This window comes from Streptacidiphilus sp. EB103A, from assembly GCF_041261405.1.
Taxonomy (GTDB): domain Bacteria; phylum Actinomycetota; class Actinomycetes; order Streptomycetales; family Streptomycetaceae; genus Streptacidiphilus.
Genome location: NZ_JBGCAQ010000006.1, coordinates 282,472 through 294,690, shown reverse-complemented (window position 1 = coordinate 294,690; position 12,219 = coordinate 282,472). Strand labels below are relative to the sequence as shown.

10 protein-coding genes are annotated in these 12,219 nt (G+C 71.5%); 2 read left to right on the top strand and 8 right to left on the bottom strand.

Going from position 1 to position 12,219, the window contains the following annotated elements; all coding sequences use genetic code 11:
- Positions 1-3: 3 nt before the first annotated feature.
- Positions 4-372 (bottom strand): holo-ACP synthase, encoded by a 369-nt coding sequence (locus tag ABH941_RS12430; RefSeq protein ID WP_370128967.1) that lies wholly within the window; start codon positions 370-372, stop codon positions 4-6.
- A gap of 82 nt (positions 373-454) precedes the next feature.
- Between ABH941_RS12430 and ABH941_RS12425 the strand changes: the two genes are divergently transcribed.
- On the top strand, positions 455-3,670 hold the full coding sequence (locus tag ABH941_RS12425) for a BTAD domain-containing putative transcriptional regulator (protein ID WP_370128965.1): 3,216 nt from the start codon (positions 455-457) through the stop codon (positions 3,668-3,670).
- A 16-nt stretch (positions 3,671-3,686) separates the two neighbouring features.
- Here ABH941_RS12425 and ABH941_RS12420 read toward each other — a convergent pair whose 3' ends face one another.
- The gene (locus ABH941_RS12420) at positions 3,687-4,493 is read right to left on the bottom strand and encodes an ABC transporter permease (protein ID WP_370128964.1); all 807 of its coding nucleotides are present in this window, start codon (positions 4,491-4,493) and stop codon (positions 3,687-3,689) included.
- A gap of 2 nt (positions 4,494-4,495) precedes the next feature.
- Complete coding sequence (locus ABH941_RS12415) at positions 4,496-5,503, bottom strand: ATP-binding cassette domain-containing protein (protein ID WP_370128963.1); 1,008 nt, start codon at positions 5,501-5,503, stop codon at positions 4,496-4,498.
- Positions 5,504-5,642: 139 nt separating this feature from the next.
- On the opposite strand from ABH941_RS12415, the gene coaA reads away from it, so the two are divergent.
- On the top strand, positions 5,643-6,623 hold the full coding sequence (coaA, locus tag ABH941_RS12410) for a type I pantothenate kinase (RefSeq protein WP_370128961.1): 981 nt from the start codon (positions 5,643-5,645) through the stop codon (positions 6,621-6,623).
- Between the two features lie 73 nt (positions 6,624-6,696).
- Here the strand turns inward: coaA and glmM are convergent, their stop codons facing one another.
- The 5 genes from glmM to ABH941_RS12385 form a co-directional block, all read right to left on the bottom strand.
- A complete protein-coding gene (gene glmM / locus ABH941_RS12405; protein WP_134003968.1) occupies positions 6,697-8,058 on the bottom strand; it encodes a phosphoglucosamine mutase in 1,362 nt (453 codons plus the stop codon).
- Positions 8,059-8,223: 165 nt separating this feature from the next.
- On the bottom strand, positions 8,224-8,724 hold the full coding sequence (rpsI, locus tag ABH941_RS12400) for a 30S ribosomal protein S9 (protein WP_030251518.1): 501 nt from the start codon (positions 8,722-8,724) through the stop codon (positions 8,224-8,226).
- Positions 8,725-8,767: 43 nt separating this feature from the next.
- Positions 8,768-9,211, bottom strand: coding sequence for a 50S ribosomal protein L13 (gene rplM, locus ABH941_RS12395; protein ID WP_030251521.1), 444 nt, complete (start codon positions 9,209-9,211; stop codon positions 8,768-8,770).
- 274 nt (positions 9,212-9,485) lie between these two features.
- Entirely contained in the window at positions 9,486-11,171 is a 1,686-nt protein-coding gene (locus ABH941_RS12390) for an ABC-F family ATP-binding cassette domain-containing protein (RefSeq protein ID WP_370128960.1), read from the bottom strand.
- Between the two features lie 140 nt (positions 11,172-11,311).
- Positions 11,312-12,208, bottom strand: coding sequence for an SGNH/GDSL hydrolase family protein (locus tag ABH941_RS12385; RefSeq protein ID WP_370129060.1), 897 nt, complete (start codon positions 12,206-12,208; stop codon positions 11,312-11,314).
- Positions 12,209-12,219 lie beyond the last annotated feature (11 nt).

Here is a 12,219-nt window from a genome sequence, read left to right as displayed (position 1 = left end):
GGCTCAGCCCTCCGCGATCACCACCGCCGACGCTACGCCCGCGTCATGGCTCAGCGAGAGATGCCACGACCGCACGCCCAGCTGCTCCGCCCGCGCCGCCACCGTGCCGCGTACGGCCAGCAGCGGACGGCCGGAGGGCTCCGTGCTCACCTCCGCGTCCGTCCAGGCCATCCCGCCCGGCGCCCCGAGCGCCTTGGCCAGCGCCTCCTTGGCCGCGAACCGGGCCGCCAGCGAGGCGGCACCGCGCCGCTCCCCGCTCGGCAGCAGCAGCTCGGCCTCGGTGAACAGCCGCTCGGCCAGGTTCGGCGTCCGCAGCAGCGACGCCTCGAAGCGGGCGATCTCCGCCACATCGATGCCGACCCCGATGATCATTCTCAGCTCCCTCGTCCCCCGCCCGGTGGCAGGGTCACCCCATCGTGCCCCAGCCCCGCCGGATTGCCTGGACAATGGGCTGGTGCGGATACAGCTGCTCGGACCCTTCCAGGTCACCGACCCGGCCGGTGATCCCGTCGAGGTCGTCGGCGCCCGGGTGCGCGTCCTGCTGACCGCATTGGCGCTGGAGGCGGGGCGGTCCGTGTCCGCGGCCGCGCTGACCGAGGCGCTCTGGCCCGACGGCGCCGCCCCGGCCAACCCGGCCAACGCCCTGCAGGCCCTGGTCTCCCGGCTGCGCGCGGTCCTCGGCCGCGAACTGGTGGTCGCGGCCCCGCAGGGCTACCGGCTGGCCCTGGACCCCGCGCAGGTGGACGCGCTCCGCTTCGAACAGCTGCTCAGGGCGAATGCGTCCACCGAGCACGCGTCCGCCGAGCAGCTGGCCGCCGCCCTCGACCTGTGGCGCGGCCCCGCGCTCGCCGACGTCCCCGGCTTCGACGACATCGCCGCCCGGCTGGAGTCGCTGCGGGCCAACGCCCGCGAGGACCTCTTCGAGGCCCGCATCGCCGAGGGCAGGGGCCCGGAGGTCGTCGCCGAGCTGGACGCCCTCAGCGCCGCGGCACCGCTGCGGGACCGGCCCCGCGCCCTGCTGATGCGCGCCCTGCACCAGGCCGGCCGCAGCGCCGACGCCCTCACCGTCTACGAGCAGGGCCGCGCGCTGCTCGCCGACGAGCTGGGGGCCGACCCGTCGCCGCTGCTCAGGGCCGCCCACCAGGCGGTCCTCGCCGCCGCCGACCCGACTCCCACGCCGGTCAGGGCCGCCCCACGGCTCCCCGCTCAGCTCACCAGTTTCCTCGGCCGCGAGAGCGACCTCGCAGCCGTCGCCGACGCCCTGCTCCACACCCGGTTGGTCACCCTCACCGGTCCCGGCGGGGCCGGCAAGACCAGGCTCTCCCTCGAAGTCGCCGCCCGGCACCAGGCCCCGGTCCGGCTGGTGGAACTCGCCCCGGTCGCCAACCCCGGCGACCTCCCGTCCGCCCTGCTCACCGCGCTGCAGCTGCGCGAGTCCTCCGGCACCCAGCGGCCCAGCGCGCGGGCCCATCCGCTGGGCGAGACGGTGGACCGGATCGTCGACTCGCTCGGAGTGCGCGAACTGCTGATCGTCCTGGACAACTGCGAGCACCTGGTCACGGCCGCCGCCGACCTCTCCGCACGGCTGCTGGCCGGCTGTCCGGGCCTGCGCATCCTCGCCACCAGCCGGGAGCCGCTGGGCATCACCGGCGAGCAGCAGTACCCGGTGCTGCCGCTGGGATTCCCCGCCGACCCGCATCAGGACCAGGACCTGACGGTGGACCAGGCCCTCGCCTTCCCCGCCGTACGGCTGTTCCAGGAGCGCGCCGCGGCGGTCCGCCCCGGCTTCCGGCCGACCACCGCCGACCTGCCGCCGGTCCTCGCCATCTGCCGGGCCCTGGACGGACAGCCGCTCGCCCTGGAACTCGCCGCCGCCCGGATCCGCAGCCTCTCCCCCGCGCAGATCTCCGAGCGGCTGGCCCGACGCTTCCAGCTGCTCACCGGGGGAAGCCGGACCGCGCTGCCGCGGCACCGCACCCTGCGGGCGGTGGTGGACTGGAGCTGGGACCTGCTGGAGAAGCCCGAGCGCTCGCTGCTGGCCCGGATGTCCGTCTTCTCCGGCGGCGCCGAGCTGGAGACCGTCGAACAGGTCTGCGCCTCGGACGAGCTGAGCTCGGGTCAGGTCTTGGACGCGCTCGCCTCACTGGTCGACAAGTCACTGGTGGTGCACGCTTCCTCGGGCCGCTACCGACTGCTGGAGACGATCAAGGTCTACGCGGCCGAGCGGCTCGCCGAGGACGACGGCGCGGCAGCCGCGACCCGCACCGCGCACGCGGCGCACTTCACCGCGCTCGCCGAGACCGGCGAGCCCGAGCTCTACGGTCCCGGGCAGATCCGCTGGCTGGCCCGCTTCCTGGCCGAGCACGAGAACCTGATCTCGGCACTGCGCTGGGCAGTGGAGCAGCGCGACGCCGCCACCGCGGTGCGCCTGGTCGCCGGGATCGGCTGGTACCTGTGGCGGCGCGGCGAGCGCGGCGAGAGCCTGCCGTTGGTGCACGCCGCGCTGGAACTGCCCGCCGACGGCGTCCCGCTGCTGCCGCGCACGGTCGCCCACGGCATCACCGCGCTCTACAGCCTGGACACCAACTGGGAGCCCGAGCCGGCGCTCAGCCTGATGCACACAGCCATGGACCTGCGCACCGAACTGGGCGACCCCTTCGCCCATCCGCTGCTGCCGATGATGGACATCATGGACGCGATGTTCAGCCACCAGGACTGGGCCGTCGCCGGCATCGCCGAGCCGCTGTTCGGGGCGCCGGACCCCTGGGTCCGGGCCACCGCGCACCTCTTCATGGGCTATGCCCGGCAGAACGAGGGCCGCCCGGAGCAGGCCGAGGAGCACCTCCGGGAGGCCACCGAGCGCTTCGAGGCCGTCGGCGACCTGTGGGGGCAGTCCTTCGCCAGCGCCGGCCGCGCCGAGCTGGCCCAGTGGCGCGGCGACGGCGCGGAGGCCGTGCGGCTGTGGGAGCTGGCCATCAGCCTGGAGGAGCGGATGGGCGTCAGCGCCGACTCCGCCGACTACCGGGCCCACCTGCTCACGGCCCGGCGGGTGGGAAAGCCGTTGGACCCGCAGGTGCTGGCCGCCATGGAGGCGGAGGCCGAGACCTCCCTGCGGGACAGTTCCTGGTCGGGCGTGCTGATGACGCAGATGACCCTGGCCGAGGCCTACCGGAGTCTCGGTCGCCCCGAAGCGGCCCGTGCGACCATGGCCAAGGTCGTCGCCATGGTCGGCTCCCGGCCCCGGACCGTCCCGCAGATGACCATGCTGCTGCACACGGCGCTGGCCCAGGTCGAGATCGCCGACAGCGCGTTCGCCGTCGCCGAGGAGCATCTGCGTACCGCCTCCGCAGCCGTCCTGCACTTCTACGACGGCCCGGTGGTGGCCTTCACCCTGCACGGCTGGGCCGATCTGGCCCTGCAACGCGGCGACGCCGTCCGGGCGGCGGAGCTGCTGGGCGCGGCGCACACCCGGCGGGGTGTGCCGGACCTCTCCTCGCCGGACCTCGCCCGGATCTCCCAGCAGGCCTTGGCCGAGCTGGGCGAGGAGGCGTACGCCCGGGCCTACGCACGCGGACGGGCCATCCCGGACCAGGAGCTGTTCTCCTGGTTCGGGGTGGCCGTCGAAGGCTCGTTGCTCGGTCCCCAGCGCGAGCGCCGAGCCGGGCAGTGACCAGGGGTCCGCAGGTTCAGCTGCGCCGCTGGTAGGCGCGCAGCGCCAGCGGGAAGAACACCACGGCGATGGCCGCCGCCCACAGCAGGGTGTGCACCACGGGACCCTGCACCGGACCGCCGTCCAGCAGCGCCCGCATGGCGTCCACCAGCGAGGTGACCGGATTGATCTTCACCCAGGCCTGCAGCCAACCCGGCATCGAGGAGACGCTGACGAAGGCGCTGGAGGAGAAGGTCAACGGGAACATCACCACGAAGCCCAGCATCTGGACCTTCTCCGCGTTCTCGGCGACCATCCCGACCAGCACCATCATCCAGGACATGGCCAGCGCGAAGACCACCATCAGCGCCATCGCGCCGAGCACCCCGGCCACCCCGGCCGGCCGGAAGCCGAGCGCCAGGCCGAGACCCAGCATCAGCGCCATCGACCAGACCTGCTTGCCCAGGTCGGCCGCCACCCGCCCGGCCAGTGGCGCGGACCGGGCGATCGGCAGGCTGCGGAGCCGGTCGAAGACGCCCTTCTGGATGTCGCTGTTCAACCCGACCGCGGTGGTCAGCGTTGCGAACAGCCCGTTCTGGACCATGATCCCGGCCAGCGCGAACTGCAGGTAGGCATGGGTGGACCCGGACATCTGGCCGCCGAACACATAGGTGAACAGCAGCAGGAACATGACCGGCTGGACGCTGAGGTCCATCAGTTCCATCGGGTTGTGCTTGATCTGCACCAGATTGCGCCAGGTCAGCGTGGCGGTGTGCTGCAGACCGGCGAGGAGGCCGACCCGGCCCGCCGGGGCGGGGGGTGCGGTGAGCGTTGCGGTGGCCATGGTCAGACTCCTGCCTTCAGGGTGGCGGCCTCGGATTCGGCCTCGTTCTCGGGCTCGTTCTCGGTCTTGTCGGTCACCGCGGCGCGGTGGCCGGTCAGGGTGAGGAACACCTCGTCCAGGCTGGAGCCGCGAAGCGACAGCTCGCTGACGACCAGTCCGGCCTGTTCCAGCCGCGCGACCACGGCCGGCATCAGCGCGACGTCCCGGACCGGGGCGCTGACCAGACCGTTGGGGGTCATCTCGGTCCCGGACCCGGCGAGCGAGGCGACCACCCCGTAGACCAGCTCCAGCTGCTCGGCGCGCTGCGGCCGCAGCTCCAGGACCTGCCCGCCGACCTGGGCCTTCAGCGCGTCCGGAGTGCCCCCGGCGATCACCCGGCCCTTGTCGATCACCACGATCTCGTCGGCCAGCTGGTCCGCCTCCTCCAGGTACTGCGTGGTCAGCAGGACGGTGACGCCCTCGCTCACCAGCCCGCGGACGATGTCCCAGAGCTCATTGCGGCTGTGCGGGTCGAGTCCGGTGGTGGGCTCGTCCAGGAACAGCACCTGGGGACGCCCCACCAGCGAGGCCGCGAGGTCGAGCCGCCGCCGCATCCCGCCGGAGAACGTCCCGGCCGCCCTGCCCCCCGCCTCGGTGAGCGCGAAGCGCTCCAGCAGCTCCGCCGCGCGCTTCCTGGCATCCGGCCGGGACAGTCCCAGCAGGCGGCCGATCATCAGCAGGTTCTCGAACCCGGTGAGCATCTCGTCCACCGCGGCGTACTGCCCGGTGAGCCCGATCTGCGCCCGCACGGCCGGCGCCTGCCGCACCACGTCGAGCCCGCCGACCAGCGCCCGGCCCGCGTCGGGACGCAGCAGCGTCGCCAGCACCCGCACCGTGGTGGTCTTGCCGGACCCGTTGGGCCCGAGCAGCCCGAGCACCGTCCCGGTGCGGGCCGCGAGGTCCACCCCGTCCAGTGCCCGGGTTTCCTTGAAGGTCTTCACCAGGCCCTCGGCCTGGAACGCGTAAGTCATCGGGTCTCCCCCGTCGTCGTACCGTCTGTCGTCAGGACCGACGATGCACCCGGGCACTGACAAACGGCTGAGACGAATCTCTCCCGGCTGACAGGCCGCTGACACGCACATGAACCCCACCCGCACCGACAATGGACGGGTGCCGACAACGCTCGAAGCCCAACGCCGCGCTGACGCGTCCCCCTTTGTCGACCTCGCACGGTCGGAGTGGAGCGCGCTCCATGAGCGCACGCCCCTGCCGCTGACCGCAGCCGAGGTGGAGCGCGTGCGGGGTCTCGGCGACGTCATCGACCTCCAGGAGGTCAAGGACGTCTACCTCCCGCTGTCGCGCCTGCTCAACCTGTACGTCACCGCGACCGGACGGCTGCGCGGCGCGCTCAACAACTTCCTGGACAGCAACGAGCACACCCACACCCAGCCGGGCACCCCGTTCGTCATCGGCGTCGCCGGCAGCGTCGCCGTCGGCAAGTCCACGACGGCCCGGCTGCTCCAGGCGATGCTGGCCCGCTGGCCCGAGCACCCCCGGGTCGAGCTGGTCACCACCGACGGCTTCCTGCTCCCCAACTCCGAGCTGCGCAGCCGCGGGCTGATGGCCCGCAAGGGCTTCCCCGAGTCCTACGACCGCAGGGCGCTGACCCGCTTCGTCGCCGACGTGAAGTCGGGCAAGGAGGAGGTCACCGCGCCGGTCTACTCGCACCTGGTCTACGACATCGTCGAGGGCGAGCGGCTGACGGTGCACCGCCCCGACATCCTCATCGTCGAGGGCCTCAACGTCCTCCAGCCCGCGCTGCCCGGCCTGGACGGCCGGACCCGGGTGGCGGTCGCGGACTTCTTCGACTTCTCGATCTACGTGGACGCCCGCGTGGACGACATCGAGCGGTGGTACCTGGAACGGTTCCGCAAGCTCCGGGAGACCGCGTTCCAGGACCCCACCTCCTACTTCCGCCGCTACGCGGAGGTCCCCGAGGACGAGGCCATCGACTATGCCCGCCAGCTCTGGCGCACCATCAACCGCCCCAACCTGGTCGAGAACGTCGCCCCCACAAGGGGCCGCGCCAGCTTGATCCTGCGGAAGGGCGCAGACCACAAGGTGCAACGGGTTCGCTTGCGGAAACTGTGACCGTCGCGGACGGTTGCCGTTCGCGCAGTTCCCCGCGCCCCTGTAGGGGCGCGGGGAACTGCGCGAGGACCATCTACAGCGGTAGAGCCGTCCGCACGACCTCGGCCAACCGCTCCGCAACGGCATGAACCTGCTCAATGTCCGCAGCCTCGACCATCACCCGCACCAACGGCTCCGTCCCCGAAGGCCGCAGCAGCACCCGCCCCGTGGAGCCGAGCTCGGCCTCGGCCGCGGCCACCGCCCTGCGCAGGGTCTCGTCGGTGGACGCCCGTCCCTTGTCCACGCCCTTGACGTTGATCAGCACCTGCGGCAGGCAGGTCATCACCCCCGCCAGCTCCGCCAGCGACTGCTTGGTCGCGGCGACCCGGGCCGCCAGCATCAACCCGGTGAGCGTCCCGTCCCCGGTCGTCGCGTGGTCCAGGAAGATCACGTGACCGGACTGCTCGCCGCCCAGGTTGTACCCGTGCTGCTTCATCGACTCCAGCACATAGCGGTCGCCCACCGCGGTCTGGATCAGGTCGATCCCCTCCCGCTCCATGGCCAGCTTGAAGCCGAGGTTGGACATCACCGTGGCCACCACGGTGTTCTTGGTCAGCGTCCCGGCCTCCCGCATCGCGCAGGCCAGCACCGCGAGGATCTGGTCGCCGTCGATCTCGTTGCCCTCGGCGTCCACCGCGAGGCAGCGGTCGGCGTCGCCGTCGTGCGCGATGCCGAGGTCGGCCCCGTGCTCGACCACCGCCGCCCGCAGCGGCGCGAGGTGGGTGGAGCCGATCCCGTCGTTGATGTTGAGCCCGGTCGGGTCGTCCCCGATGGTGTGCACCACCTCGGCCCCGGCCCGGCGGAACGCCTCCGGGGAGACCTTCGCCGCCGCGCCGTGCGCACCGTCGATGACGACCTTCAGGCCGTCCAGACGGTTGGGCAGCACCGAGAGCAGATGCTGCAGGTACTGCTCGAAGCCCTCCTCGTGGCTGCGGACCCTGCCCACGGCCTCGCCGGTGGGGCGGGTCCAGTCGTGGCCCTCGAAGCGCTCGTACTCGGCCTCTATGGCGTCCTCGACCGCGTCGTCGATCTTCTGCCCGCCGCGCGCCAGGAACTTGATGCCGTTGTCCGGCATCGGGTTGTGGCTGGCCGACAGCATCACGCCCAGGTCGGCGTCCAGCAGGTCGGTGAGGTAGGCCACGGCGGGTGTCGGCAGCACGCCGACCTTCAGCACGTCCACCCCGGAGCTGGCCAGGCCGGCGATCACGGCGGCCTCCAGGAACTCCCCCGAGGCACGCGGGTCACGGCCGACCACGGCGACCGGACGGTGTCCCTCGAACGCGCCGGCGTCCCCCAACACGTGCGCCGCGGCTACGGAAAGGCCCAGCGCCAGCTCGGCGGTGAGGTCCACGTTCGCAAGTCCGCGCACGCCGTCCGTGCCAAACAGTCGTCCCACTGCTTCATCCTCCGCGGCTCAGTCAACCAGGTTCGAAGTCCATCAACGCAGTCCATCAACGCAGCACGCCCCGGGAGCACATGGTGTGCTCCCGGGGCGTGACAGTCCAGCTTCGGCCGCAGGCTCCAGGGTGTGGGGGAGCAAAACGCGGCGAGGCGGGGAGGCTTAGCGCTTGCTGTACTGCGGCGCCTTGCGGGCCTTCTTCAGACCGGCCTTCTTGCGCTCGACGGCGCGCGGGTCACGGGTCAGGAAGCCGGCCTTCTTCAGGGCCGGGCGGTTCGCGTCGACGTCGACCTCGTTCAGCGCGCGGGCGACGCCCAGGCGCAGGGCGTAGGCCTGACCCGAGATGCCGCCGCCGTTGATGCGGGCGATGATGTCGTAACGGCCGTCCAGCTCAAGGAGCTTGAAGGGCTCGTTCACGATCTGCTGGTGCACCTTGTTGGGGAGGTACTCCTCCAGGGTGCGACCGTTGATCTTCCAGACACCGGTGCCGGGGACGATGCGCACGCGGGCGATCGCCTCCTTGCGACGGCCCAGGCCGGCGGCCGGGACGGCCTCGGCGAAGCGGCCGACAAGGGACTCGGTGGTGTACTCGGTGGGCTCCTCGACCTCAACCTCGAAGGTCTCGTCGACCTCGAGCGGGGTCTCGGCAGTGGTCTCGGCCACGGTTCTCCTCAGCTGCGTTTCTGTTTTCGGGGTGTGGCCGGTGTTACTGCGCGACCTGGGTGATCTCGAACGGCACCGGACGCTGGGCAGCGTGCGGGTGCTGGTCGCCCGAGTAGACCTTCAGCTTGGAGAGCATCTGACGGCCCAGGGAGTTCTTGGGGATCATGCCCTTGATGGCCTTCTCGACGGCCTTCTCCGGGTTCTTCTCCAGGAGGTCGTCGTAGCGCACGGAGCGCAGGCCACCCGGGTAACCGGAGTGGCGGTAGGCCAGCTTCTGGGTCTTCTTGTTCCCGGACAGGTGCACCTTGTCCGCGTTGATGATGATGACGAAGTCACCCATGTCAACGTGCGGCGCGTACACCGGCTTGTGCTTACCCCGGAGGAGGTTCGCGGCCTGAGAGGCCAGGCGGCCGAGAACGACGTCTTGGGCGTCGATAACGAGCCACTGACGCTGGACGTCGCCGGGCTTGGGGCTGTACGTACGCACGGTCGTAGCCTTCGCTTTTCAGTGAGTGTGTCCTGACAGGACCACCCGGACGATCGGAAGCAGCCGAGACGCACTTCCCCGGACGCAATCGGATGGGCGCGTCGCTGCTTATCGGCCCGGTGGACCGGCGTACCGACCTCTCACGTGAGATGGAGCGAGCCAATACGCACAACGAACTCGCAGGATACCGGGACGGAGCCGTACGGGTCAAAATCGCCCGTCCGGAACCGCGGTACCCCGCAAGCCGTCGTTCAGTCTACGTCCTCTATCAAGGTCATCGGTCCCGTGTCACCCGGCTCTCGTCCCAGACCGGCTCAGGAGCCTCATAGACGCGACCGTCCGAGCCGAAGACCACGTACCGGTCGAAGCTCCGCGCGAACCAGCGGTCGTGGGTCACCGCGACCACCGTTCCCTCGAAGCTCTCCAACCCCTCCTGGAGCGCCTCCGCGCTGTCCAGGTCCAGGTTGTCGGTGGGCTCGTCCAGCAGCAGCGCGGTGGCCCCGGAGAGCTCCAGCCGCAGGATCATCAGCCGGGCCTGCTGCCCGCCGGAGAGGTCCTGGAACCGGATCTCCTCCTGGTGATGCAACTCATAGCGGCGCAGCACGCTCATCGCCGCCTTGCGGTCCATCGCGTGCTCGGACTCCAGGATCTCCCTGGTGGTCCGCCCGAAGAGCTCGGGGTGGGCATGGGTCTGCGCGAAGTGGCCGGGCACCACCCTGGCGCCGAGCTTCCAGCTGCCGGTGTGGGCGACCTGCTCGCCGGCGAGCAGCCGCAGGAAGTGCGACTTGCCGGAGCCGTTGGAGCCCAGCACCGCGACCCGCTCGCCGTAGAAGACCTCCAGGTCGAACGGTTTCATCAGGCCGGTGAGCTCCAGCCGCTCGCAGGTCAGCGAGCGCACCCCGGTCCTTCCGCCGCGCAGCCGCATGGCGATGTTCTGCTTGCGCGGCGGCTCCGGCGGCGGACCGATCTCCTCGAACTTCTTCAGCCGGGTGACCGAGGCCGCATAGCGCGAGGCCATCTTCGGACTGCGGGCCGCGTAGTCGCGCATGTCCAGCACCAGCTTCTTCAACTGGTCGTGCTTCTCGTCCCAGCGGCGGAGCAGTTCGTCGAAGCGGGCGAAGCGCTCCTCGCGAGCGGCGTGGAAGGTGGCGAAGCCGCCGCCGTGCACCCAGACCTCGCTGCCGCCGACGCCGGTCTCCACGCTGACGATCTTCTCGGCGCTGGACGCGAGCAGCTCGCGGTCGTGCGAGATGAACAGCACCGTCTTGGAGGTGGCCTTGATCTGCTCCTCCAGCCAGCGCTTGCCGGGGACGTCCAGATAGTTGTCCGGCTCGTCCAGCAGCAGCACCTCGTCGGGGCCGCGCAGCAGCGCCTCCAGCACCAGCCGCTTCTGCTCGCCGCCGGAGAGGGTGTTCAGGCCGCGCCACTGGGCCCGGTCGTACGGCACACCCAGGGCGGCGGTCGTGCAGACGTCCCAGACGGTCTCGTACTCGTAGCCGCCGACGTCCGCCCAGTCGGAGAGCGCCTGGGCGTAGGCGAGCTGCGCCTTCTCGTCGTCCTGCGCCATCATCGCCAGCTCGGCCGCGTCCACCGCCCTGGCGCCGGTACGGATCCTCGGCGGGGCCACCGACACCAGCAGATCGCGCACCGAGGCGTCCGGCGGCAGTGCGTGGCCGCCGTCCTCCTCCGCCGCCCTCGCGTCGTCGGAACCGGCCTCGCCGCTGCGACCGGTGGTCCCGACGAACTGGCGCATCACGCCCAGGCCGCCGCTGATCGTCACCGATCCGCCGTGCGGCTGCAGGTCACCGGCGACCATCCGCAGCAGGGTGGTCTTGCCGGCGCCGTTCGCCCCGACCAGGGCGACCGCCGCGCCCTCCCCCACCCGGAAGGACACGTCGTCGAACAGCACCCGCCCGTCCGGCAGGTAGTACTCCAGGTGTGAAATCTCGACATGTCCCATGGTCCGCTCCAATTTTCCGGGGCGCGACGCCCCGTACCCCTGCGAAACCCGCCGGTGGCTCGCCTGCGCCGAACCGAACCCGCTGGGAGAACCTGGGCAATTCTCTGCCGCGCGGACGCCGGGCCCAAATGGGTTTCCGTTCAGCGCACCGGCGACCCGGCCCGTAGCTGCGCCAGCACGGCCTGCGCCTGGCCATCGGCCCCCGCGTGGTTGGGGTGGAACGGGACGGCGATGCCCGGAGTGTTCAGCGACAGCGGCAACAGGCCCTCGGTCCAGCGCACGGTCGGGCTCTGGCAGACGTCGTGCCCGAGCGAGGGGGTGTAGGTGTCGGCCAGCTCCGTCCCCTTCGGATCCGCGGCGGCGGCCCTGGCCAGCATCGCGTCCACGGAGAGCAGCACCCGGTGCAGATACGGCATGTCCTGGCCGCTGATCGGCACGTACGGCCAGCAACCGCGCTCCGGGAACACCGCGAGGTAGTTCACCAGCAGCACCCTGGCCCGCGGGGCCCGCTGGTGGATTCCGGCCAGGACGCCCGCGACCACCTGCTGCTCGGCGGCGATCCGCTCGGCGAGCGGATCGTGCGGGCAGGTGACGGTGGGCAGCGGCAGCAGGGCCAGGCAGCGCCCGATCATGCCGACCAGGTCGAGGTCGTTCCCGCCGATCCCGACGGTCACCAGATCGGTGCCCCGGCCCAGTCGTGAGAACTGCGGCGCATTGATTCCCCCGAGCACCGGCTGAGGCCCCGTCATACTGCCGCTCACGGCCCCGCCGCAGGTCGCGTCCTTGAAGTCGGCCACCCCGAGCGCCGCCGCGACCTGGTGCGGGTAGTCGTACGACACCTGGGCGCAGCCGAGCGGCACAAAGGCGTCGGTGATGCCCGGCAGGATCGCGCTGTCGGCCTGGAAGGAGTCCCCCAGGGCCACATACGCGTGGTAGCGCGGCGCCGGCGGCTGGGCCGCCGTTGCGCCGGTCATGGCGCTCGGCGCCCACAGCAGGCAGCCCAGCAGGGTCGCGGCCAGGGCGTTGCGGCGCAGCATGCTCAACAAGG

Bases quoted from the DNA above. Each gene is read 5' to 3' on its own strand.
- ABH941_RS12430 (WP_370128967.1), bottom strand. From the start codon at position 372: ATGATCATCGGGGTCGGCATCGATGTGGCGGAGATCGCCCGCTTCGAG.
- ABH941_RS12420 (WP_370128964.1), bottom strand. From the start codon at position 4,493: ATGGCCACCGCAACGCTCACCGCACCCCCCGCCCCGGCGGGCCGGGTC.
- ABH941_RS12415 (WP_370128963.1), bottom strand. From the start codon at position 5,503: ATGACTTACGCGTTCCAGGCCGAGGGCCTGGTGAAGACCTTCAAGGAA.
- ABH941_RS12390 (WP_370128960.1), bottom strand. From the start codon at position 11,171: ATGGGACATGTCGAGATTTCACACCTGGAGTACTACCTGCCGGACGGG.
- ABH941_RS12385 (WP_370129060.1), bottom strand. From the start codon at position 12,208: ATGCTGCGCCGCAACGCCCTGGCCGCGACCCTGCTGGGCTGCCTGCTG.